This window comes from Streptomyces sp. ATCC 21386, from assembly GCF_018728545.1.
Taxonomy (GTDB): Bacteria; Actinomycetota; Actinomycetes; order Streptomycetales; family Streptomycetaceae; genus Streptomyces.
Genome location: NZ_JAAVVL010000001.1, coordinates 2,899,787 through 2,922,764, shown reverse-complemented (window position 1 = coordinate 2,922,764; position 22,978 = coordinate 2,899,787). Strand labels below are relative to the sequence as shown.

Annotated in this window: 21 protein-coding genes; 9 read left to right on the top strand and 12 right to left on the bottom strand. The window is 72.8% G+C overall.

The annotated features are described in order from the left end of the window. Position 1: 1 nt before the first annotated feature. Together GWK25_RS12745 and GWK25_RS12740 are read right to left on the bottom strand one after the other, a co-directional pair. Positions 2–631, bottom strand: a complete 630-nt coding sequence (locus GWK25_RS12745; RefSeq protein ID WP_215450027.1) for a (2Fe-2S)-binding protein — start codon at positions 629–631, stop codon at positions 2–4. Then, complete coding sequence (locus GWK25_RS12740; protein WP_215450025.1) at positions 631–1,521, bottom strand: xanthine dehydrogenase family protein subunit M; 891 nt, start codon at positions 1,519–1,521, stop codon at positions 631–633. The genes GWK25_RS12745 and GWK25_RS12740 overlap by 1 nt, the downstream gene beginning before the upstream one ends. A gap of 274 nt (positions 1,522–1,795) precedes the next feature. On the opposite strand from GWK25_RS12740, the gene GWK25_RS12735 reads away from it, so the two are divergent. Together GWK25_RS12735 and GWK25_RS12730 are read left to right on the top strand one after the other, a co-directional pair. Next, positions 1,796–3,472 carry a PucR family transcriptional regulator ligand-binding domain-containing protein gene (locus tag GWK25_RS12735; protein WP_215450024.1) on the top strand — a complete coding sequence of 559 codons (1,677 nt, stop codon included), beginning with the start codon at positions 1,796–1,798 and terminating at the stop codon, positions 3,470–3,472. Between the two features lie 150 nt (positions 3,473–3,622). Next, a complete protein-coding gene (locus tag GWK25_RS12730; RefSeq protein ID WP_215450023.1) occupies positions 3,623–4,399 on the top strand; it encodes a hypothetical protein in 777 nt (258 codons plus the stop codon). A 198-nt stretch (positions 4,400–4,597) separates the two neighbouring features. Here GWK25_RS12730 and GWK25_RS12725 read toward each other — a convergent pair whose 3' ends face one another. After that, a complete protein-coding gene (locus tag GWK25_RS12725; RefSeq protein WP_374200609.1) occupies positions 4,598–5,488 on the bottom strand; it encodes a GntR family transcriptional regulator in 891 nt (296 codons plus the stop codon). A gap of 246 nt (positions 5,489–5,734) precedes the next feature. On the opposite strand from GWK25_RS12725, the gene GWK25_RS12720 reads away from it, so the two are divergent. Continuing rightward, positions 5,735–6,553 (top strand): (2Fe-2S)-binding protein, encoded by an 819-nt coding sequence (locus GWK25_RS12720; protein ID WP_215450017.1) that lies wholly within the window; start codon positions 5,735–5,737, stop codon positions 6,551–6,553. A gap of 338 nt (positions 6,554–6,891) precedes the next feature. Then, entirely contained in the window at positions 6,892–7,953 is a 1,062-nt protein-coding gene (locus GWK25_RS12715; protein ID WP_215450014.1) for a DUF2637 domain-containing protein, read from the top strand. A gap of 169 nt (positions 7,954–8,122) precedes the next feature. Here the strand turns inward: GWK25_RS12715 and GWK25_RS12710 are convergent, their stop codons facing one another. Both GWK25_RS12710 and GWK25_RS12705 read right to left on the bottom strand, forming a co-directional pair. Next, the gene (locus tag GWK25_RS12710) at positions 8,123–8,608 is read right to left on the bottom strand and encodes an ATP-binding protein (protein WP_215450011.1); all 486 of its coding nucleotides are present in this window, start codon (positions 8,606–8,608) and stop codon (positions 8,123–8,125) included. A gap of 446 nt (positions 8,609–9,054) precedes the next feature. Next, on the bottom strand, positions 9,055–11,430 hold the full coding sequence (locus GWK25_RS12705) for a protein phosphatase 2C domain-containing protein (protein WP_374200608.1): 2,376 nt from the start codon (positions 11,428–11,430) through the stop codon (positions 9,055–9,057). A 350-nt stretch (positions 11,431–11,780) separates the two neighbouring features. Here GWK25_RS12705 and GWK25_RS12690 point away from each other — a divergent pair, with 350 nt between their 5' ends. Continuing rightward, the gene (locus tag GWK25_RS12690; protein WP_215450007.1) at positions 11,781–12,764 is read left to right on the top strand and encodes a LuxR family transcriptional regulator; all 984 of its coding nucleotides are present in this window, start codon (positions 11,781–11,783) and stop codon (positions 12,762–12,764) included. A gap of 45 nt (positions 12,765–12,809) precedes the next feature. Further along, positions 12,810–13,292 (top strand): DUF456 domain-containing protein, encoded by a 483-nt coding sequence (locus tag GWK25_RS12685; protein ID WP_215450005.1) that lies wholly within the window; start codon positions 12,810–12,812, stop codon positions 13,290–13,292. A 34-nt stretch (positions 13,293–13,326) separates the two neighbouring features. On the opposite strand, the gene GWK25_RS12680 is transcribed toward GWK25_RS12685, so the two are convergent. The 5 genes from GWK25_RS12680 to GWK25_RS12660 form a co-directional block, all read right to left on the bottom strand. Then, the gene (locus GWK25_RS12680; RefSeq protein ID WP_215457345.1) at positions 13,327–13,845 is read right to left on the bottom strand and encodes a methylated-DNA--[protein]-cysteine S-methyltransferase; all 519 of its coding nucleotides are present in this window, start codon (positions 13,843–13,845) and stop codon (positions 13,327–13,329) included. 5 nt (positions 13,846–13,850) lie between these two features. After that, positions 13,851–15,227, bottom strand: a complete 1,377-nt coding sequence (locus GWK25_RS12675) for an AlkA N-terminal domain-containing protein (RefSeq protein ID WP_215450003.1) — start codon at positions 15,225–15,227, stop codon at positions 13,851–13,853. Positions 15,228–15,373: 146 nt separating this feature from the next. Then, positions 15,374–16,489 carry a ribosome small subunit-dependent GTPase A gene (rsgA, locus tag GWK25_RS12670; protein WP_215450001.1) on the bottom strand — a complete coding sequence of 372 codons (1,116 nt, stop codon included), beginning with the start codon at positions 16,487–16,489 and terminating at the stop codon, positions 15,374–15,376. A 270-nt stretch (positions 16,490–16,759) separates the two neighbouring features. Then, complete coding sequence (locus GWK25_RS12665; RefSeq protein WP_215450000.1) at positions 16,760–18,292, bottom strand: cellulose-binding domain-containing protein; 1,533 nt, start codon at positions 18,290–18,292, stop codon at positions 16,760–16,762. A gap of 213 nt (positions 18,293–18,505) precedes the next feature. Continuing rightward, complete coding sequence (locus tag GWK25_RS12660; RefSeq protein ID WP_215449999.1) at positions 18,506–19,831, bottom strand: radical SAM protein; 1,326 nt, start codon at positions 19,829–19,831, stop codon at positions 18,506–18,508. A 304-nt stretch (positions 19,832–20,135) separates the two neighbouring features. Here GWK25_RS12660 and GWK25_RS12655 point away from each other — a divergent pair, with 304 nt between their 5' ends. Both GWK25_RS12655 and GWK25_RS12650 read left to right on the top strand, forming a co-directional pair. Beyond that, complete coding sequence (locus GWK25_RS12655; protein ID WP_215449997.1) at positions 20,136–20,297, top strand: hypothetical protein; 162 nt, start codon at positions 20,136–20,138, stop codon at positions 20,295–20,297. Between the two features lie 40 nt (positions 20,298–20,337). Beyond that, a complete protein-coding gene (locus GWK25_RS12650; RefSeq protein WP_308404223.1) occupies positions 20,338–20,505 on the top strand; it encodes a TetR/AcrR family transcriptional regulator C-terminal domain-containing protein in 168 nt (55 codons plus the stop codon). A gap of 12 nt (positions 20,506–20,517) precedes the next feature. Here GWK25_RS12650 and GWK25_RS12645 read toward each other — a convergent pair whose 3' ends face one another. Further along, a complete protein-coding gene (locus tag GWK25_RS12645; RefSeq protein ID WP_215449995.1) occupies positions 20,518–21,177 on the bottom strand; it encodes a response regulator transcription factor in 660 nt (219 codons plus the stop codon). Between the two features lie 43 nt (positions 21,178–21,220). After that, positions 21,221–22,543 (bottom strand): sensor histidine kinase, encoded by a 1,323-nt coding sequence (locus GWK25_RS12640; RefSeq protein WP_215449992.1) that lies wholly within the window; start codon positions 22,541–22,543, stop codon positions 21,221–21,223. A 166-nt stretch (positions 22,544–22,709) separates the two neighbouring features. On the opposite strand from GWK25_RS12640, the gene GWK25_RS12635 reads away from it, so the two are divergent. After that, positions 22,710–22,922: a hypothetical protein gene (locus GWK25_RS12635; RefSeq protein ID WP_215449989.1), complete on the top strand. Its 213-nt coding sequence runs from the start codon at positions 22,710–22,712 to the stop codon at positions 22,920–22,922. Positions 22,923–22,978 lie beyond the last annotated feature (56 nt).

The window sequence follows — 22,978 nt, the reverse complement described above, 5'->3', positions numbered from 1 at the left end:
ATCAGACCCCTTCGGACTGCCGGGCGGCCGCGAGGCGGACCGCGTCCATGATCTTCTCGTAGCCGGTGCAACGGCACAGGTTGCCCGAGAGCGCCTCGCGGATGTCCGCGTCGCTCGGGTTCGGGTGGCGTTCCAGCATCTCGTCGGCCGCGACCAGCAGACCCGGGGTGCAGAAGCCGCACTGGACTGCTCCGGCGTCGATGAACGCCTGCTGGATCGGGGAGAGTTCGGTGCCCTCGCCGGTCTGCGAGTCGGTGCCCCCGGCCGCCCACCGCCTGGCCTCGTCGAGCGAGGTGCCGCCCGTACCCGCCGTACCGGCCTCGCCCGTCGTACCGGTCGTACCGCACGCCCCGGCCGCGCAACCGCCGTGCTCCGCCCGCTGCTTGGCGAAGTCCGCGAGCCCCTCGACCGTGACGACCTCGCGGCCCTCGACCTGTCCGGCGGCCACCAGGCACGAACACACCGGGACGCCGTCGAGGCGGACCGTGCAGGACCCGCATTCGCCCTGCTCGCAGGCGTTCTTGGAGCCCGGCAGCCCCATCCGCTCCCGCAGCACGTACAGCAGGGACTCGCCCTCCCACACGTCGTCGGCTTCCTGCGGACGGCCGTTGACCGTGAAACTGACGCGCATTACGCGACTCCCTCCGTGGCGCGGGCGGTGCCGCGGTACGACTCCCAGGTCCACATGAGCGTGCGGCGGGCCATGACGCCGACCGCGTGACGGCGGTAGCTCGCGGTGCCGCGTACGTCGTCGATCGGGTTGCAGGCGCCGGCGCACAGGTCCGCGAACTGTTTGGCGACCGACGGGGTGATGATCCGGCCGTTGTCCCAGAAGCCGCCCTCGTCGAGCGCCGCGTTCAGGAACTCCTCGGCGGCCCGGGCCCGGACGGGGGTCGGCGCGGCCGAGCCGATGCCGGTACGCACCGTGCGCGACGACGGGTGCAGGGCGAGCCCGAAGGCGCACACGGCGATGACCATGGCGTTGCGGGTGCCGACCTTCGAGTACTGCTGAGGCCCGTCCGCCTTGTCGATGTGCACCGCGCGGATCAGCTCGTCCGGCGCGAGGGCGTTGCGCTTGACGCCGGTGTAGAAGTCGTCGATGGGAATGAGCCGAGAGCCCCGTACGGACTCGGCCTCGACCTGGGCGCCCGCCGCGAGGAGGGCCGGGTGGGCGTCGCCGGCCGGGGAGGCGGTGCCGAGGTTGCCGCCGACGCCGCCGCGGTTGCGGATCTGCGGGGAGGCGACCGTGTGCGAGGCCAGGGCGAGGCCGGGCAGCTCGCTACGGAGGTCCTCCATGATCCGGGTGTACGGGACGGACGCGCCCAGGCGCACCGTCTCCTCGCCGACCTCCCACTCGGAGAGTTCGCCGATGCGGTTCAGGTCGAGCAGATAGTCGGGCCGACGGTGGTCGAAGTTGATCTCGACCATGACGTCGGTGCCGCCGGCGATCGGCACAGCGGTGGGGTGCTCGGCCTTCGCGGCGAGCGCCTCCTCCCAACTGGCGGGGCGAAGGAAGTCCATCTGACCGGCTCTCTTCTTGGTCTCGAATCGTTCTGTTCGAGCCAGATCGTGTGCGGCGGGCCCGGCTCGTTCATGTGCTGTTCATGTGTTCTGGGACTCAGTACACAGCGCCCTCCTCCACCCCGGTCAGTCACGGAAACCATGAAGGAGTTGGCTGGCCAGGGCCCGCATCTTGTAGATTCGTATGAACAGAGGCCCACTGCAACCTCTTGGTATTCCCCCGGAAACATCCTTGTTCCCGACAGGTCTCGACACAGGAACGGCGGCGACGAGAATGCGCCTGCGCGCACTGCTGGACACCGACGCGCTGGGCCTCAGGCTGCTCGGCGGCGAGGACGAGCTGGACCGCGCCGTGCGCGGTGTGATGACCACCGACCTCAGAGATCCCAGCCGCTATCTCTCCGGCGGCGAGCTGGTGCTCACGGGCCTCGCCTGGCGCCGCGACGCCGCCGACTCCGAGCCCTTCGTCCGGATCCTGACCGGCGCCGGGGTGGCCGCGCTGGCCGCCGGGGAGGCCGAGCTGGGCAACGTCCCCGAGGACCTCGTCGTGGCCTGCGCGCGCCACCGGCTGCCGCTCTTCGCGGTCAACGAGTCGGTCGCCTTCGCGACCATCACCGAACACGTCGTACGCCAGGTGTCCGGCGAGCGCGCCGGGGACCTCGCGGCCGTGGTGGACCGGCACCGCCGGATGATGACCTCGGGCCCGGCGGGAGGCGGCCCGGACGTGGTCCTGGACCTGCTCGGCTCCGACCTCGACCTGCGCGCCTGGGTGCTCTCCCCCGCCGGGCGGCTCGTGGCGGGCCCCGAGGACGCCGGGGGCGCCCTGCCCGCCGAGCTGCGCGCGCGGCTGTCCGCCGAGCATCTGGCGGCGACGCGCACCGGGCGGCGCGGACCGCACCGCGTGGCCGTCGGCACCAGCACGTACTCGCTCTTCCCGATCAGCGGCACGGGCCGGGGCTCGGGCTCCGGGGCCCGCGACGTGCGCGAGAACCTGCTGTCGGACTGGCTCCTCGCGGTCGAGGCCGACGCCGGGGACTGGCCCGCCGAACGGCTCGACCTGCTGCACGGCGTCACCCAGCTGATCGCGGTCGAGCGCGACCGCCGCGACGCGGCCCGTACGGTACGGCGCCGGCTCGCCCAGGAGGTCCTGGAGCTGGTGCAGGCGGGGGCGGCCCCGGCCGAGATCGCGGCCCGGCTGCGGGTGGCCGCGCCGGTGCTGCTGCCCGGCCTCGGGGCGGCGCCGCACTGGCAGGTCGTCGTGGCCCGGGTGGAGTGGGAGGGCGGCGAGGTCCACAGCGGCCCGGTCACCCAGGCGCTCCTGGAGGAGATCCTCGTCGACCCGCTGTCCACGGGCCCCGAACCCTCCGACCGCATCGCGGTCGCCCATACGGGTGAGGAGGCCATCGCCCTCGTCCCCCTCCCGGCGGTCTCCTCCGAGCACGACGGCTCCGAGTCCGGCATCCACGCCGACGCCCTCCTCGCGGCCGTACGGAACCCGCTGGGCGCCGGACTCGACGACGACGGACGGCTCACCCTGGGCGTCAGCGCGGCCGTGCACTCCGCCGAGGGGCTGCGCGGCGCCCTGGAGGAGGCCCGGCACGCCCGCCGAGTGGCGGCGGCCCGCTCCGGCCGGGTGTGCGCGGCCGGCCACCAGGAACTGGCCTCGCACGTGCTGCTGCTCCCCTTCGTCCCCGACGATGTGCGCCGCGCCTTCACCGCCCGGCTCCTGGACCCGTTGCGCGACTACGACCGGCGGCACCGCGCCGAGCTGATCCCCACCCTGGAGGCGTTCCTGGAGTGCGACGGCTCCTGGACGCGCTGCGCCGCGCGCCTCCATCTGCACGTCAACACACTGCGGTACCGAGTGGGCCGTATCGAGCAGTTGACGGGCCGGGACCTCTCCCGGCTGGAGGACAAACTGGACTTCTTCCTGGCCCTGCGCATGAGTTGAGGCCAGGGGGTGGTGGACGAAGATCGAAGTGCGCCGTCCGCACCCCATGACTTTGTGAATTTATTCACCCACCCTCTTGGCCGGGCCCCGGGATTCATGCTGAGATGCCGCCACCACTCAAAGCTCAAGGGCGTGCTCGGGGAGGGCAACGTGGCGCATACCGCCATGTCTGGTGACGGAACGACAGCCGGTGACGATCCACTCCAGACCGCGGTATGGCGGCTGCGCTCACGCGCCTGCTGGGTCGACGCCGCCGCCCTGATCGAACCCGACGGCCCACAGGCGTCCCTGCAGCGGACCGCGCTGCTCGTCGAGCGCTGCCTCTACACCGAGCAGGGCTGGGAGGACGCCGAGGACGCGCTGCGCACGGCGGAGGCGCAGGCCCGCACCGACGACGAGCGCGGCGCGGCGGCCTGCGAACGCGGCCAACTGGCGTACGCGGCCACGCTGCTGGGGATCCGGGACCGCTCCGACGAGGCGCGGGCCGCGCTCGGCCGGGCGGCGGCCCTGATCGCCCCCGGCGCGCCCGGCCGGGCGCTGCTCGACTTCCGGCGGGGTCTCATCGCCGAGAACCTCGCCCGTTCGCCGCAGGCAGCGCGCGCCGCCTACCGCCGGGCCCATGCGGGCGCCACCGCCCATGACGACCTGCTTCTGCAGTCCTTCACCTGGCGACATCTCGCCGGACTCGCGCTGCGGGAGGGGGAGTTGGCCGAAGCACGACACGGCTTCGCCGAATCCCTGCGCATCCGGGAGGAGTTGGGTTACCTCGTGGGTACGGCTCCGGCGCTCGTCTCCCTCGCCGAGACCGAGACGGAGCCGGAGGCGTCGCGGCTGCGGGAGGAGGCGGGGCGGCTGTTCCGGCTCCTGGGGGGTGTACCGACGTGGTTGGCACGGCAGCTGGCCCCGCCGCCGGCGGCGACGGCGTGACGCGGGACGAGGTGAGCTGACCGGCGAGGGCTGCGTGCGGGTGCGTGGGGGCTGGTCGCGCAGTTGCCCGCGCCCCTGAGAAGCCGGGGCTGACGCCCCTGGCTTCTCAGGCCCGTGGCCCCGCAGGGCGGCCTGGTCTTTGAGGGGCGCGGGGAACTGCGCGGGAAGCCCCACCGGACCCGCGGCCGCCGACGCCTCTCAGCCGCCCGCCCCGAAATGCCTCTCCACCAGACAGCACGCCGCTTCCAGGTCCTGTGCCACCAACGCGTCCAGCAACGCGATGTGCTCCGCCGCGTCCGCCATCAGCTCCACTCGGCCACCGTTCCCGGCGACCCCCACGTGACCGCCGCCCAACGGCAGCTGCGTACGCCGGTGGAGGTCGTCCGTGATCTGCAGCAGCTGCTCGTTGCCGGACAGCCCCAGGACCCCCCGGTGGAAGGCCCGGTCCGCCTCGCCGTACGTCGCGCGGCACCCGGAGGAGGCCGCCCGGGCCGTCTCGTCGGCGAGGGGCCGCAGTTCACCCCAGCGGTCCGCCGGCACGCTGCGTGCGAGCCGCATGATCACCGGCACCTGGAGCAGCGCGCGCACCTCCGCCAGTTCGGCCAGCTCCCGGGCGCCCCGCCGTACGACACGGAAGCCCCGGTTGGGCACGACCTCGACCGCGCCCTCGATGGCCAGTTGCTGCATCGCCTCACGCACGGGGGTCGCGGAGACCCCGAACCGCTCGCCCAGCGCGGGCGCGGAGTACACCTCACCCGGCGTCAGCTCCCCGCCCGCGAGCGCGGCCCGCAGCGCGTCGAGGATCTGCCCCCGCACGGAGGCCCGCTGGACGACCGGGCGCCCCTGCCCCCGCGGCAGCGGGATCGGGACCTCGCTGTGCGTGTGCTCGCCCCGGGCGGCGTCGGCGCCGGGCCCGCCGTCACCGCGCACCGCGGCCGCCGTACCCTCCGCCGCGATGCCCCGCTCACGGTCGACGTCCGCGACTCCGGGCTGCGCGGGAACGCGATACGCCGGCGCCGGACGAGCGGCGGCGGGGTCCGGCGCGCTCACGGCCGTGGCCTCGCGCGGGCGCGGTCCGGCCTGCTTCACGGGTCCTCCTCCGAGCCGAGTCGAGTGTCGGGTGGGCCGAGCGGAACGGCCGACGGGGTACATGGGGGCGGTTAGGTCATTACTCGGGTTGTTACCGGTCGTAAAGCACCATAGGCGCACATGCCCTCAGTTCAAACCTCCACCACCTCGGGTAAGGTAAGCCTTACTTGGCAGCGATGGTGAAACGGCGGTCCCCGTATGCCCCAGTCAGCACCGGCACCGGCACCCACTTCACGCAGGTCGCCCATGGGGGCGGCGTACGCACGCCTAACCGAGGTCCTGCCCATGATCAGCGTGACAGAACTCTCTCTCACCGATCCATTGCCCGAAGGTGAGGGGTGGGTCTCCGCCGCCGGACTCGCGGCGGCGGGAGCCGAGCTGGACGCGTTTCTGGCGTGGGACGAGGCCCAGATACTCCGGGACCACGGCCGAAAGGGCCGTCCGGACGTGGTGGCGACCTTCGGACTGCACCGTTATTCCTGGTACGCCTGCCTGCTCTTCACCGTCCCCTGGTTCCTCCAGCGCCGGGTACCGCGCTTCCCCGCCGAGCACGTGGCGTTCCAGCGCGAGCAGAGCCGGCTGGTGGTACGTGGTGAAACGTTCAGCTGCCTGCCGGACGATCCAGCGGCCGGCGACCCCGGCGCCCGGGTGGTCGCGGACGAGGAGGCCCTGCGGGCCGAGTTGCGCGCCGCGTTCGCCGCGCACATAGAACCGGTCCTCGGCGGCTTCGGCCCGCGGATGCGGCGGCGCGGGCGCGCACTGTGGGGCATGGCGACCGACGAGGTCGTCGAGGGCATCTGGTACGTCGCCGAACTCCTCGGCCCGGACGAGCAGGAGCGCTGCCGCCGAGAGCTGGAACTGCTCCTCCCGGGCGCGACCCGGCCGTACGTGGGCGCCGCGGGCTTCCGCGAACTGACCGGTCCGGGCGGCGAGTCGCTGCCCACCCGGGACCGGGCGAGCTGCTGCATGTTCTACACGCTGGCCCCGGAGGACACCTGCGTCACCTGCCCGCGCACCTGCGAGTCGGAGCGGATCTCCAAACTGACGGCCGCCGCCACCGGCTGACGGCTCCTCAACACCGACGGGCGGCGGCCCCGTCGGGCGACCCCCCGGCGATCGCCCGGGGCATGTGCCGTAAGATCCACTGCGGGTGGGAGCCCCGTTGGGTTACAGGTAGTTCACGAATTCCTCACTTGTCGCAGGAACTTTCCGTGGAACCACTCGAACGGGTAATCTCACTCGCACTCAACTCCCGTCCCTCGCGCGGTAGTTCGAGCAGAATGCCGCCTGGCGTCACTCATTGCACTTCTTTGGCGGTCTCTTGCCCCGAAACCCCCTGAGGGCCGCGAGGATTGGGCCACTATGGCGGGCGTTACGCCCTATCCCAATGCAAGGGACCCCTGATGAGATTGACCGACATATCGCTGAACTGGCTGCTTCCGGGCGCCGTACTGCTCCTGGGCATGCTGGCGGCGGTTGCGGTGCTCGCGCGCGGCAAGCGCTCCGGGGAGCACGCGAAGACAGAGGATTCATGGGAACGCAGTGAGGAGCGCCGCAGGCGCAAGGAGGCCCTGTACGGCACCGCCTCCTACATCCTCCTCTTCTGCTGTGCCGCGGTCGCCGCCGCGCTCTCCTTCCGCGGCCTGGTCGGCTTCGGTGAGCAGAACCTGGGCCTGACCAACGGGTGGCAGTACCTGGTTCCGTTCGGCCTGGACGGTGCCGCCATGTTCTGCTCGGTCCTCGCGGTGCGCGAGGCCAGCCACGGTGACGCCGCCCTCGGTTCCCGCATACTCGTGTGGACGTTCGCCGGTGCGGCCGCCTGGTTCAACTGGGTGCACGCGCCCAGGGGTCTCGGCCACGACGGCGCCCCGCAGTTCTTCGCCGGCATGTCCCTGTCCGCCGCGGTGCTCTTCGACCGCGCGCTGAAGCAGACCCGCCGTGCCGCGCTGCGCGAGCAGGGCCTCGTACCGCGTCCGCTGCCCCAGATCCGTGTCGTGCGCTGGCTGCGGGCCCCGCGTGAGACGTACAAGGCGTGGTCGCTGATGCTCCTGGAGGGCGTGCGCAGCCTCGACGAGGCCGTGGACGAGGTGCGTGAGGACAAGCGGATCAAGGAAGAGACCCGGACGCGCAAGCGCGAGCAGGAGCGTCTGGAGCGTGCCCACCTCAAGGCGATCAGCCGGGGCCACCGGGGTCTGCCCGGTCGTGGCGGCGGCGGTGGCGGCGGTGGCGGACGCCAGGTCGACACCACGGTGGAGCGTGTCCCGGCGGCCCAGGTGGCCTCGGACTCCGCCATATCCACGCCCGAGCAACTGCCCGTGCGTACGCGCCCCTCCCTCCAGCCGGTCCGCAACGGCGCTGACAAGTCGATCACGGTCGACCTCACCGCGGAGGACGACACCATGGCCCTGCCGCGGCTCGACTCCCTGGAGCGCAAGCTCAAGGACCTGGAGCAGCAGTTCGGCTGAGCCGGCTGAGCGGTACGAGCGACACATCGGACAGGGGCGCGGCAGCGAGCCGCGCCCCTGTCCGTTGTCCGTTGTCGTCGTCCGTCGTCCACCATGCGAGTGCGATGTGCCATGCGCGTTGCGCGTTGCGCTGCGAGTACGACGAGCGATGTCCGTGCGGTGGCGCCCGTCAGCTCTGGGTCAGCCCGCCGTCGAGGTCGAACCACACCGCCTTGCCCACTCCGTGCGCCCGTACGCCCCAGGCGTCGGCGAGGGACTGGACGAGAAGGAGGCCGCGGCCGTTCGTGCTGTCGTCGGCGGGCGGCACCCTCGGCTTGGGCCTGCGTCCCACGAAGTCACGTACCTCCACGTGAAGTCCGTCGGACGAGACGGTCGCGGTCAGCACCGCGTCATGGTCGGTGTGGATGATCGCGTTGGTGACCAGCTCGCTCGTCAGCAGCTCCGCTATCTCGGATTTTCCCGGACGCCCCCATTGCCGCAGCAGTTCCCGCAGTGCCCTGCGGGCCTCGGGCACGGCCCTCAGGTCGGCCCGCCCGAGTCTGTGCCTGAGCTGTTCGGCGCCGGCCTTGTCCGCCGCGTCGCCGACCGTCTCCTCCACCTCTGCCGAGGAGGCCCCTGTCACTGTGGGACCGCCCCCTCGTGCCTGCCTCTTCATGACCCCCGCCCACGCGCCGATGACTAGTCCCCTCCTGCTCGAACACGTACACGGGGATCCATGCCCCGTCCGGATCGCGGCACTCATGTCGAATCGTCAACGACCGTCCGTTCACTTTCAAACGCACAGAGTCAAGCCAGCTGCCGGTGGCGTGTGACAGCGCTTCCCGTCTCGTGAAGCCACCGCACAGCCCTACGAACCCGGCGCCCCGCCCTTCTCCGGGCACCCCGGAGCGACCCCGCCCAGGGACCCCAACTGCCCATGCGGGGCTGCCGATCCAGTCGTGTGCCAGCGGGACACGACTGACATCGGAGCGCCGTATGCCCCGACCGGGCCGGGCCACTCCCCCTGATGATGTTGATTGGCCGGAATCGAGCGCTGGTACAGGCCAACTCACGGCCCGGCGCAGCTGATTGACGCCCCTCCCCGTCCGTCGGTGGACGCCGTCAGGCCTCCCACACGGCGGCGGCCGTACGGTCGTCCGTGTATCCCTTGACCCTGACCTGGGCGTCGGCCAGGAAGGCGGCGAGTCCGGGCGGTTCGGCGGCTGTCCAGCGGGCCGCCAGATGCTCGGCGAGCGGCGGCTCTCCGCGCAACGGTTCGGCCAGACCGCCGGTGCACAGCAGCAGGACGTCGTCCTCGCGGGCCACGGAGGCACGGAAGCGGAAGGGTTCGCGAGGCGGGGCGGGAGCGGGTTCGTACGGGCTCGGGGGTGTCGTGATGCCGAGGTCCATGGTGAGGCGGTCGCCCTCGGGGGTCTCGTGCGGCAGCGAGCCGAAACCGACCACCGGGGCCCCGGGCGTGTCGGCGACGCGGGGCTCTATGTCCTGCCACTCGCCGCCCCGCAGCCGGAACAGGCCACCCGCGCCGACCCCGAAGAACACGCGTGTACGGCATCCCGGGTCCGCCGGGAGCAGGAGACAGCGCAGGCTGGCCGTGTACTCGTCCGGGTCGAGCCCCTGTTCCACGGCGCTGGCGCGGAGCTTGCCGAGGCTGCGGTCGGTGAGGCGGTGCAGCCCCGACTTCAGATCGCCTCGCCGGGCGGCCCGGATGTCCTCCACCAGACGCACATGGCTCAGCCCGACGGCCCGGCCGATCCAGCGACACGCCTCGGCCGCCGCGCGGTGGGCTCCCGGAGTGGCCCGGGCACCGGTGGCCATGGCCACCAGGACGAGGGCCTGTTCGCCGAGGCCGAAGCGGGCGGTGAGGAGCGCGTCGCGGCGCGGCTCGCCCCGGTAGCGCGCGGAGTCCCCGCGCAGCGACGCGGCGCGCAGCGTGCACGCCCCGTAGCGCGCGCCGTCCAGCACCGTGTCCGCCACCAGGTCCCCCAGGTCCTCCGGGTCCGCGGGCGGCAACGCGGTCGGCTCCGCGTCGTAGGTGGGCGGGCCGGAGCCGACGTACTCGACCCGCACCCGCCCGCTCTCCCCGACGAGCGACACCTCGTCCGCCTGGAGGGTGGGGAGGTCGAGCTCGGTGGCGGGCGGGGCGTCGGCCGGTTCGGGAGCCGGGGAGGGCCTTTCGCCGGGTCCGGAGGGTGGCTGCGCGGGGATGGGCGGCTGCGGCTGCCGCGGGCTCCGGGCGGGCGGCCGGCGCCAGGGCATGGCCGCGCGGAAGCCCGGCGGTGTGGGCCCCGGTGGGAAGGTCAGGGGACCCGAGGGCTGGACCGACGGCGGCTCCCAGGGCGCGGGCTGCGGAGTGAGCCCACCGAGCCGGGGGTCCCGCACCGGCACGGAGGCCGACGGGTCGAGGGGTCGACGCGGGACGGAGGGGAAGGACGCCCGCGGAAGGGGCTCGGCGGACGAAGCGGAGCGGGGTCCGGCGGAGGGAGCGGAGTCGGCGCCGGGGCCTGCCGGCGCACGTGAGCCGCCGTCGTCCACGGACGACGCGGCACCAGAACCGGACGGCGGACGCGGAGGGCCTGCGGGCGGCATGGCACCGGCGCCGGCCCCGGCCCCCGTCCCGGTCCCGCTCCCGGAGGACCCACGGGGGCCGGCATCGACCGGCGACACGGCAGCAGGGCTCGACGAGGGGCGCGGAGGGACTGTGGGCGGGGCGGGTACGGGGTCGGGAGGGGTGACCGGTCGGGAGGCCGGGGCGTCCCGACCGCTCGGGTCACGCCCTTGGCCGTCCCGCCCGGCCGGGGCATCCTGTCCGCCTCGACCGGCACGCCCACCCAGACCACCACGACCGCTCAGGCCGTCCCGGCCGCCTACGCCGACACCGTCGCCCGGGGCATCACCTCGGCCTTGACCTTCGCGCCCGTCGAGGCCGCCCGGCGATTCCCTAGGCGGCACCCGGTCCGTGGGAGCACCCGGTGAGCCTTGGGGCGGCACCCGGTCCGAGAGGGCCCCCGGAGGCCGGTTCGAGCCGTAGGGGGTCGTGCGCGGGACGCTCGGCGGGGTCGACCCGGTGTCCGAGGCACCCTCCCTGGCCGGGCCGCCCTCGGGACCGCCCGATCCACTCGGCCCGCTTCCCGAGCCGGCCGTCCGGCTCGGCCCTGCTCCCGGCTCGCCTCTGGCAGCCGATGTGCCCGGCACGGCCGCCCAGGCTCCCGATGTCCCCGGGACCGCCCCCCAGGCTCCCCGCGCATGCGGCGGCGTACCCGAGGCGTTCGACGCGTCGGCCGGATCCGTCGGCGTCGACGCACCGGGTTCACCCGGGGAACCCGGCATCCCGTCCCCGACCGTGTTCGCCGCGGAGGCGAAGCGGTCGTCGAGGGAATCGGCCGCCACCGAGGGGCCCGTGTCCCCGCTCGCGTCGTCGTACAACTGCCGCCACCAGTCGTCCTCGTGACCGGTCGGCCTCTCCCCCTGCTGGCTCATGCCCCTAATTGTCCACCTCGGGAGCCGTATGAAAACGGGGCATCCGGAAAATCGGGCCACGCAGCCGACGGCCCGTCGGCGTGTCGGACTACATGCCGAACTCCGGTGCGAGACAAGGGAGTCGGGAGGAGGACGGGAGATGGGAGGACATGGGGGAGATAGGGGAAATACGGGGGATGCGGGAACCGGTGGGCAGGGCGGCGTCCAGGAGCGCGCCGCGGAGCCCTTCGCTCGCGCCCGGGAATTGCGCAGTGTGACCCCGCCTGCCGACGGGACGCCCGGTGCGGTGATGATGGGCCGACGCGGAAGTGCGCCGAAGGGGCGCGGCGAGTGAGGGGCGGCGTCGCCGGATGCTGGGAGCGATCGGTCTCGACGAGACCCACGAGTCGGCGTACCGGGCCCTGGTGGCCGTGGGCGCCGCCGACGTACCGGACCTGGCGCGCCGGCTCACGCTCGGGGAGCACGACACCGAGCGCGCGCTGCGCCGACTGGAGAGGCACGGTCTCGCCGCCCAGTCCTCCGCGCGCCCCGGCCGCTGGGTCGCCGCGCCCCCCGGTGTGGCCCTGGGCGCCCTGCTCACCCAGCGGCGGCACGAGCTGGAGAAGGCCGAACTGACGGCGGCGCTGCTCGCCGAGGAGTACCGGGCGAGCGCGGCCGAGCCCGCGGCGCACGACCTGGTGGAGGTGGTGATCGGCTCGGCGGCGATAGCGCAGCGCTTCCTGCAGCTCCAGCTCGGGGCCTCGGAGGAGGTCTGCGCGATGGTCACCGGCGCTCCCATCGCGGTCTCGGGACCGGAGAACAACCCCGCCGAGGAGCAGGCGACCGGTCGCGGCGTCGGTTACCGCGTGGTGGTGGAGCGGGCCGTCCTGGACGAGGACGCCGGCCTCACCGAGCTGTCGGCCGCGCTGGGCCGGGAGGAGCGGGTGCGGGTCATGGACGAGGTGCCCACGAAGCTCGTCATCGCCGACCGGACGCTCGCCATGGTCCCGCTCACCACGCACACTGCCGAGCCCGCCGCGCTCGTCGTCCACGCGAGCGGTCTGCTGGAGCTGCTGTCGGGCCTGTTCGAGTCGGTCTGGCGGCAGGCGCTCCCGCTGCGCCTGGGTTCCGGCCGGGTCACCGAGGACGTCCCGGACGCCCCCGACGACACCGATCTGGAGATCCTCTCCCTGCTGCTGGCCGGCATGACCGACGCGAGCGTCGCCAAACAGCTGGACCTGGGCCTGCGGACCGTGCAGCGCCGGGTGAAACGTCTGATGGAGCTGGCCGGGGTGACGACCCGGCTGCAGCTGGGCTGGCACGCCTACGAGCGGGCCTGGGTGACCCGGGACTGACAGCACTGACCTGCGATTTCTCCCGCGGTCCGGCACTCTGGGCAGATGGGAGCGTGGGAACTCCTGCTGGTCGGGGTCGTACTGCTGCTCGGCCTGTGCGGAGTGCTGGTGCCCGGGATTCCGGGGTCCTGGCTCGTCTGGGCCGGGGTCATGTGGTGGGCCCTGGAGGAACCGCGCCCGATCGCCTGGTGGGTGCTGGTGGGCGCGACCACCGTGCTGCTCCTGTCCCGGGCGGTCCGCTGGGGCCTGCCGCCCCGGCGCCTGGCCGAGAGCGGCGCGACCCCCCGGATGGGCGTGTACGCGGGGGCCGGGGCCTTCCTGGGCTTCGTCCTGCTCCCGGTGCTCGGCGCGATCCCCGGCTTCGTCGGCGGCATCTATCTGTCCGAGCGGCTCCGTCTGGGGCACCCCGGCGCGGCACGGGCCGCGACCCGTACGGCGATGCGCTCGGGTGGTTCGAGCGTCCTGGCGGAGCTCTTCGCCTGCCTGCTGGTCACGGGGGCGTGGGTGGGCACGGTGTTCGGCGGCTGAACCGGCTGGGGCAGCCGCGAGCAGGACCTGTCGGTCACCTTCCCGTCCGCCCCGCGATGCCCGGCACGCCCTCCAGACCGAGGAGGAGGCGCTTGCGGTCGAGGCCGCCGGCGTAGCCGGTGAGAGTGCCGTCCGCGCCGATCACCCGGTGGCAGGGGCGGACGATGAGGAGGGGGTTCGCGCCGATCGCGCCGCCCACGGCCCGCACGGCGGCGCGAGGTGCGCCGATCCGGGCGGCGACGGCCCCGTACGTGATGGTCGCGCCGTAGGGGACGTCGTCGAGCGCGGCCCAGACCCGGCGCCGGAACTCGGTGCCTTCCCCGCGCAACTCCAGCTGGAATTCCTTCCGCTCACCGGCGAAGTAGGCGGCGAGCTGTTCCTCGGCCGCCCGGAAGGGTGCCGGGTCGCGCAGCCAGCCCGGCAGCGGGACCCTGCCGCCCTTCTGCTCCGGTACGGAGAGGGAGGTGAGGGCGCCGCACTCGTCGGCGGTGAGGAGGAGCCGCCCGACGGGGCTGTCGACGACGGTGTAGTAGGTCCGCTGCTCGGTGCTCACGATGCTCACGACTGAACTCCCTGTTCCGGTGTCCGAAGATGTCTGAGGGCGTACGACCGCCAGGGCCGCCAGGTGTCCGGCGCGGTCCCGCCCGGGGGTGCCACGTCGGGGTCGCCGAGCGCGCGGGTGCGGATCGCGGCGACGGTACGGGCGTCCAGGCCCGGCAGCGCGAGCAGGGCCGCCGCGGTGGCGTCCCGGTCGGCGCCGACGTCGAGGCGGCAGGTGCCGTCGGTGAGGGCGGTGGCGAGAGCGCCGAGCGGGCCGTCGGCGTCGGCCAGTGCCACGGGCTCGGGGAACAGGTGCGTCAGCGTCCCCTGCGGGGCGTCCAGCCGCTTGCCGTACGTCTGTACGAGCCGTGCCACCTCGGCGCGGCCCACGAGCGCCCGTACGGCGTACTCCTCCGGGTCGGCCGTGCCCGGCGAACGCAGCCCCGGTCTGGCGGCGACGAGCGGGGCGAGCCGGGGGTCCGCGCCGAGGCGCTCGTCCACGGCGTACGGGTCGGCGTCCAGGTCGAACAGCCGCCGCAGCCGCTGCACGGCGGTGGTGAGGTCCCGGGGGTCGGTGAGATGGAGCCGGGCGTCGAGCCAGCCGCCGGAACGGCCGGTGGGGCGGCCCCCCGGGCGTTCGTCGACCTCGGCGATCCCGGTGCCGTACGGGAGACGGAGGGTGCGCCGGTACGTGCGGTGACCCGTTTCGCCGGTCGTCTCCTCGACGCCGGTGACGGCCTCGGCGGCCAGGACGTCGAAGAGGGCGGTGGACTGGTACGGGCCCCGGTACGCGAGCCGGAGCGGTATTCCGGCCGTCCGCGGGCCGGCGGGCCGCCGGGGTGCGTCGGCGCGCAGGGCGCTGGGTGTCATGGCGTACACCGCCCTGATCGTGTCGTTGAACTGGCGCACGCTGGCGAAGCCGGCCGCGAAGGCGATCTCGGTGACCGGGAGGGTGGTGGTCCGCAGCAGGACGCGGGCGGTGTGCGCCCGCTGGGCTCGGGCCAGGGCGACGGGCCCGGCGCCGACCTCGGCGGTGAGCTGCCGCTGGACCTGCCGTGCGCTGTAGCCCAGCCGCTCGGCCAGCCCGGCGACGCCCTCCCGGTCCACGACGCCGTCCCCGATGAGCCGCATGGCCCGGCCCACGGAGTCCGCGCGCACGTTCCACTCGGCCGAGCCGGGCACGGCGTCCGGGCGGCAGCGTCGGCAGGCCCGGAACCCGGCGCCCTGGGCGGCGGCCGCGGTCGTGTAGAAGCGGACGTTCTCCCGTTTCGGCGTGACTGCCGGGCAGCTCGGCCGACAGTAGATCCCGGTCGTCCCGACGGCGAAGAAGAACTCCCCGTCGAACCGGCCGTCCCTGCTCCGCACGGCCTCGTACCTGGTGTCCTCGTCCTTCATGCCCTCAAGTGTCGAGGACGCGCAGGCACCGGTCTGGCGGAATTCGGACATGAGGCTGCGCCCCCTGAAGGGCAGAGGGCGCGGCCCCTGCCCTTCAGGGGCGCGGGGAACTGCGCGACAAGCCCCCACTCACCCGCACCCGGAGCTCACCGCAGACCACCCCTCTTCGCCTCCATCGCCGCGCGCCCCTGCGCGCCCCGCCGCTTCCACTCCTTGCGGATCTCCGCCCGCAGCCGGGCGTCGCTCTTGGCGACGATGCGCTGGTTCTCGCGGAGCAGCTTGCGGTAGCTGTCGAGCCGCCGCTCGGGCAGCTCACCGGACTCGACGGCGCCGAGGACCGCGCAGCCGGGCTCGGCGAGGTGCGCGCAGTCGTGGAATCGGCAGTCCGCGGCCAGTTCCTCGATCTCGGCGAAGACCTGCCCGACCCCGGTCTCGGCGTCCCAGAGGCCGACCCCGCGCAGCCCGGGGGTGTCGATGAGGACTCCGCCGCCGGGCAGGGCGAGGAGGTTGCGGGTGGTCGTGGTGTGCCGGCCCTTGCCGTCCACGTCGCGGGTGGTCTGGACGTCCATGACGTCGTCGCCGAGCAGCGCGTTGGCGAGGGTCGACTTGCCGGCGCCGGACTGTCCGAGGAGGACGGAGGTGCCGCCGGAGATCACCGCCGCGAGGACGTCGAGGCCCTCGCCGTGGGTGGAGCTGACCGTCAGCACGGGGACGCCGGGCGCGGTGGTCTCCACGTCCTGCACGAGATGCCCCAGGGTGACGGCGTCCGGCACGAGGTCGGCCTTGGTCAGCACGACCACGGGCTGAGCCCCGGACTCCCAGGCCAGCGCGAGGAACCGTTCGACACGGCCGAGGTCGAGTTCCACGGCGAGGGACACCGCGACGACCGCGTGGTCGACGTTGGCGGCGAGGATCTGTCCCTCGGCGCGCTTGGAGGAGGTGGAGCGGACGAAGGCGCTGCGGCGCGGCAGGTAGGTACGGACGTAGCGGGGGTCGCCCGCGGGTTCCACGGCGACCCAGTCGCCCGTGCAGACGACCCGCATGGGGTCGTGGGGGGTGACGAACGTGGTGTCGGCCCGCAGCGGACCGTCCGCGGTGACGACGTCGCACTGCCCGCGGTCGACCCGCACGACCCGCCCGGCGATCAGGCCCTCGGCGTCGTACGGGGCGAAGGCGTCCGCCCAGGAGGTGTCCCAGCCGTACGGGACGAGGGGGTGGGAGGAGGACGACAGGGACGAGCCCGGGAAAGAGGAGAGAGACAAGGGGGACCCTTCACAGGGGTGGCCCGGCGGCGTCCGCGGACGCGGGAGAAGAGAGAAGTCAGCCGGTGGCCACGGAGGTGGACTGGATGGATTCCTGGATGCGGGCAGCGCCCATCGCAATGACAGCCATCGGTCGACACCTCCTGTCTCACTCGTCGTGGCGACGGCGGCCGGAACGGCCGCCGTGCTCGGTGATCTCACCCTAGCGGGGGCCCGTGGGCCCCCGTCAATCGAATTTCCGCGCCGCGTTCCGTGCGTCGCGTTCCGCGCTCACTTCGCCCGGTCGCACTTCTCCCCGTTGAGCGTGAAGTCCACGGGGGCGGGGTTGTCGTAGCCCTCCCAGATGCCGAGGAAGCCGACGCCGAAGGTGCCGCCGGCGGCGACGGTCTTGTTGTAGTCGGCGGAGGTGGCGGTGACCTTGGTGCCCTCCTGGTCGAAGGTGCCGTCCCACATCTGGGTGACGCGCTGGTCGGCCGCGTAGGTCCAGGCGATGTGCCACCCGTCGAGGGCCTTGGTGGAGGTGACGGTGACGGTGCCCTGGAAGCCGCCGGGCCATTCGTTGACGACCTTGTAGCGGACGTGGCAGGTGGCGTCGGAGGGCTTGCCGGGGTCCACAGGCCGGTGGGTGACCCGGGCCGGAGTCGAGGCGTCGCCCTGCGGTTCCTCGTTGCTGTTGCCGCCGTCCTTGTCCTCGCCCTGCTCGTCGTCCGTGTCGCCGGAACCGGTCTCGTCGGGCCGGGTCGTGCTCTGCAGCTCCGACGACCCGCCGTCGGACGGCGCCCCGGTCACCGGGAACCTCGGGTCCTGCTGCACCACCGACGAGTCCCCGGCGGACGAGCCTTCCGCGAGGGTCTCGTCGTCGCCGAACGGCATGAGGGAGACCGCGAGCGCCAGCACGGAGACGAGGCCGGCTCCGACGAGCATCCCGTTGCGGCTGAACCGGGGCTTGGCCTCCCTGCCCGGCGAGAGTCCCCGGTCGGTGCCGGTGGAGTCCGCGCGCCCGGGGAGCAGTCCGGCATCGGCCGCGCGGCGGCGGCGCTCCAGGTAGGCGAGTCCGCTCCAGCCGATCACACCGTTGGCGAGGGCGGCGGGCAGTCCGCCGCCGTGCAGGCCGAGACAGGCCGCGGCCTCGGCGCACTGCACGCAGGTGGCGAGGTGGCGGGAGAGGTCCTCGGGGGTGTCGGTGCCGGGCGAGCGGGTGACCGCGTCCAGCAGCCGGGCGTAGGTGCGGCAGTCGGCGTGCAGGGGCGCGTCGAGTTGGCCGCGGTGGCAGCGGTCCCGGAACAGCGCCCGTACCTGGTCGAGTTCGGTCTTGACGACCGCCGGGTCGAGGCCGAGCCGGCGGGCCACCGAGCCCAGCGGCAGCGACTCGACCTCGGCCAGCCACAGCAGGGCCGCGTCGGGTTCCTGCATGTCCCGCAGGGCACGCAGCGCGAGGGGGCGGTACAGCGGCGGGCCGGTGTAGCGGGCGGCCTTGTCCGAGTTGAGCCACAGGCGCAGCTCGGGGTCGAGCCGGTGGCCCTGGCCGCCCGCCTCCCAGGCGGCGGCGCTGGTCCTGACCCAGGTCAGGAGGAACGGTATTCGAGGCAGGCGCAGGGCACGCCGTCCGGCACCGCGGTCGGCCCCCGACTCGTACTCCAGGGCTTGTGCCTCGTGCATGCCGTTCGTGAAGGCCTCGGTGGCCAGTTGGGTCGCCGCGGCCGACCCGGACGTACACAGGTCGGCGTACGACAGGACCGCGTCCCAGCACTCCGAGAACAGCGCGGCCTCGGCGGCGTCCTGGGGCTTCGGCAGGTCGGGCATGGGTCTCCTGCATCCAACAGAGCGGGGGGAAGTGGGCAAAAGTAGTCAACTGCCCTTTAAATCCAAGGGAGTTGGGGGGACCACCTTGCGATGGCCCAGAGCTTTTCACGCTTCCCGCACAACTGACAAGCTACGTCTTCAAACGCGGTTACCAGTGGTCACACTGTTGAGTTGTACGTACGCCGACCCCGATCGACTCAACCGCCCCAGGAGTTACTCGGCGGAAGCCTCCTCGACGGCCGGGAGGCTGTCCATGAAGGAGCTGACGGAGAAGACGGCACGGCCGGGTCCGGGCGGACCGTATCCGGGCGGCGACGACAGCCCGAACTCGTCCATCGTGGCGCGGTAGGCCTGCAGCAGCCGGATGTGGTACTCCAGCGGCGCGCCCTGCGGGTTGGCCTTGCCGAGCGGGGTGGTGGGCTCCGGGCACCAGGTGGTGAAGCGGGGCGTGATGCCGTGCGACATGAAGAAACGCAGACCCTCGGTGGTCGAGGCGATCGCCTCGTCGACCGTCTTGAACCCGAAGGGCTCGGCCATCTCCACGCCCGCCACGAAGTTGGGGATCACGTTGCGCGCGCCGAAGACACCGGCCGAGTCCAGGATCCGCTTGTGCCACTCGTCGCGGCCGACGTACCGCTCCTTGCCGGGGCAGTACATCTTGAAGAGGTACTCGTCCCACACCTCGTAGTTGGGGTGGTAGATCTTCACGCCGTAGTCGTGGAAACGCTTGACGTCGTCCAGCGGCAGCGCCTGCGCGACGACCTTGCCGATCCAGCGGTCCGGGAAGCGCTCCTCGATGGCCTTGGCGTAGTGGCCGTAGAAGTCGGCCTCGTCACGGCCCGCGACCGTCTTGGTGATGGCGCCGCCGGTGAGCGTGTACGCGGTGGACGTCTTCGCCGTGTCGTACCGGTCGATGATCTCCAGGGCTTCGAGGACCTCGTCGACGTCCTTCACGCCCGTGTACGGCCGGCCCGCCGCCTTGTGCTGGCGCCAGTTGTGGTTGATGTCGCAGTACTGGCACTCCTCCTTCGCGCCGAAGTACTGGCAGACACGGAAGACGGTGAGATAGATGAGGTAGCCCCACTGGATGGTCGGCGCCACCTCCATCACGGACTTCCCGTTGGAGAGGGTGTGCTTGTAGTACTCCGGCATGGGCGGGACGCCGACGTCCGCGATGCGCTTGCCGTCGAGGTACAGGCCGAGGAGGCCGTCCTCGTCGGCGGCCACCCGGTAGGGCGAGGACGGGTTGACGCGTACGGAGACGACCGTGCGCCGCAGGTCGTACGGTCCGCCGGTGAGGATGATCTCCTCCGGCGGGCGGCGCAGGGCGGCCTCGCCGAGCTCGGGGAGGGTGCCGTGGTCGAAGGAGAAGATGAAGTACGACTTCGGCTTGACCTCGCCCTTCTCGTTGTCGCTCAGCGCGGAGGCGTCGAATGCCACGCCGCCCCTGAGCAGGTCCTCCTTGAAGACGGCTTCCCGTGGCACGTGCGGGAACCTCTCCATCAGGTCCTCCACCAGTGCGGTGCGGCTGCCACCCATCCCGTTGTCTCCTCGCTCCCGACGACGCGCGGGGATCGCCCGCGCGCATTCCCCACGGTATGCCTCCGGCGGTCGGGCGGAGGGGGTGGGGGGTGGTTCGGGGCGTGGCGCCTTCCAGCTCGGGGAGGTAGGGGTGCGTCGGCGGGTGCGGGTGGGAGTGCGGGTGGGAGTGGGGGTGCGAGTAGTTGAGGTACAGGAATCCCGGCGATAACGATCATGGTCGTCCAGCACACGCGATCGGCATGGTGCGGGGGTTCGGAGGAAGATCCTCGATCGCTGTCGGGGCATGGCTGCCGTCCGCCGCATGCCGGTGGAATTGGTAACTGATGAGCGGGCCGAGGCGTACGGGACGTTCACCGAGGTGCCCACCCGCCCGGAACTGGAGCGGTTCTTCTTCCTCGACGACGACCGTGACCTGATCGCCCTGCGGCTGCGGCGGACGGAGGAGACCGGCGGGCAACGCTGATGTCCCCGACGCGGCGAGCGCCGCGAACCGGTTCCTCGGCGTGATCGCCAACTGCGTCCTGTGGCCCCGCATGCTGCTGACCGACTGCAACCCCGCAGCCTCCGACATCCACGACGCCGTCGAACAGGCCGTCCAGACCATGCCCGCCAGGTACACCCCGACCTGCCGGCCCTGTCCCGAAGCCGGAACGTCGACATCGTGGCCGTAGCCGCCCACCGCCTCAGGCCAACCGCCGTACATCCTCCAGATACCGCAGGACGGCCGCGACACGGCGGTCCACCTGGTCCGTCGGGGACAGGTCGAGCTTCGCGAAAATGCTGCGGATGTGCTTGTGGACGGCGCCGTCGGTGACGACGAGCCTCTCGGCGATGGCAGAGTTGCCCAGCCCTTCGGCCATCAGGGCGAGTACGTCCCGTTCGCGAGGGCTGAGCCGTTCCAGGCGGGTGTCCTGGCGGGAGCGGGTGAAGAGCTGGGAGACGACCTCCGGGTCGATGGCGGTGCCGCCACCGGCGACGCGGCGGAGCGCATCCATGAACTCCTCGACACGGCCGACACGTTCCTTGAGCAGGTAGCCCAGGCCGTTCACCCCGTTGCCGAGCAGTTCGGTGGCGAAGCTCTGCTCTACGTACGCGGACAGCACGAGCACGGCGAGGTCGGGCCGTCGACGCCGGGCCTCGACCGCGGCGACGATCCCCTCGTCGGTATGGGTCGGCGGCATCCGTACGTCCAGGATGGCGACGTCCGGCTTGTGTACGTCGATGGCATCCAGCGCCTCGTCGGGGTTCCCCGCAGTGGCCACCACGTCGAGCCCTTCGGCACGCAGCAGCAGGCCGAGCCCCTCGCGGAGCAGGGCGTCGTCCTCAGCTATCACAATCCGCACGTCAGGCTCCATGGCTCGGATTCCGCAGGTCGGGCTTCGGCCGTCACATTCCACAGGGAAGATCCACAGTCAGGACGGTCGGGCCACCGGGCGGGCTGGTCACGGTGAGGGCGCCGTCGTGCGCGGCGATCCGGCGACGGATGCCGGCGAGCCCGGAGCCGCCGGTTCCTGCACCGGCGCCGACGCCCCGGGGGGTGGCCCCGGCGCCGCCCTTTCCGTCGTCCTCGACCGACAGCCGGAGCCGGCCCCGGCCGCCGCGTGCCGTGACGACGGCATGCCGGGCGCCGCTGTGCTTGGCGATGTTGGTGAGGGCCTCGGCGACGACGAAGTAGGCGGTCGCCTCGACGGAGGCGGCGCAGCGCTCGGGCACGTCCACGTCGATCCGGCAGGGCACAGCGCAGTCCGCGGCGAGCCCGGAGAGCGCGCCCGCGAGGCCCCGGTCGGCCAGCACCGGCGGCAGGATGCCGCGGGCGACGGTACGCAGTTCGGCCAGCGCCTGTTCGGCTGCGGACTGGGCACGTTCGAGGAGTTCGTCGGCGCCCGCCGGGTCGCGGGCCACCATGCGACGGGACGCCCCGATCAGTACGGCGACGGAGACGAGCCGGTTCTGCGCGCCGTCGTGCAACGAGCGTTCGATGCGGCGCAGTTCGGTGGCGTGGGCGTCCAGGGCGGCGGCACGGGTGGCGGTCAGTTCCGCGACACGCAGGGAGAGGTCCGCGTCAGGGCCGGCTGACAGGAGCCGCCGGCCGGGGCCCGACTGGAGCCGTGCCATACCGGGCCCCAGGCCCAGAATGATGGCGACCCAGCCCACGCCCAGGAGCATCACGGCGAAGGCGTCCGGCCAGGTGCGCGCGTGCCCGATGCCCACGGAGGTGGCGGTCGCACCGTCGGGCATGAGCGTCCAGTACAGCGGGAACGCGGTGTCCCGCACGGCGAGGACCGGCAGCAGGACGCCAAGCAGTCCGAGCAGCGTCCCTACAGTCGAGTGCCGTACCAGCCAACCCAGTTCACGGCGGGTGGTGGGGTCGACGAGCGCGGCCCGCAGCCGCTCGGGCGGGGGCCCGGGGGCGGCGACCTCGGGGCCCCAGCGGTCGAGTCGAGCCCGTTCCCGGCCCGCCAGGGCATGCAGGGTGCGCAGGAGCGCGGGCGCCGTCACCAGGCCGACACCCACGACGCCGGTCACGGCGGCGAGCGTCAGGCACAGCAGCAACAGCAGGGCGAGCAGAGCCGTGTTGAGCCCGGACGCGAGCTGCGCGATCGCCTGGCCGGCGGCACTCAGGGTCCGTAGCGCGATGTCCTTGAGGCTCTCGCGGCTGTCGAGTCGCTCCACCGCTCCACCGCCTGCCCCGCTCGTGCCCCTCGTCATACGAACGACCCTATGCCGTCGCCGAGTTCGACGTCATCCGGGCGGCGAGGAAGTACAGCCTGCTGTACCCCGAACCGGGCGGGCTGCGGGATCGGCTGCCGGGGGTGCTGATCCATAGCGTCGGTGACGACGACGGAACCACCCCACGAGACACCGGGAGCAGCCCATGCAGCACACGACAACCCCCGATCCCGCCGACCGGCTCGGCTCCAGGGACATCGCCCGCGCTCTCCTGTGGACGGTGGTGGTGGCCAGTGGGCTCGCCAACATGGCGGCCTCCTTCGGTGACGCCGACACCTGGGTGCACCTGGTGTGCGGCGCGGTCACCGTCCTGTGCGTGGGCACGCTCGTCGTACGGAACCTGCGGGGCCGGCGATGAACTGTGCAAGCGAGCATCGGCTGACGCGCGAGAACCAACCATGGGAGAACAGCTGA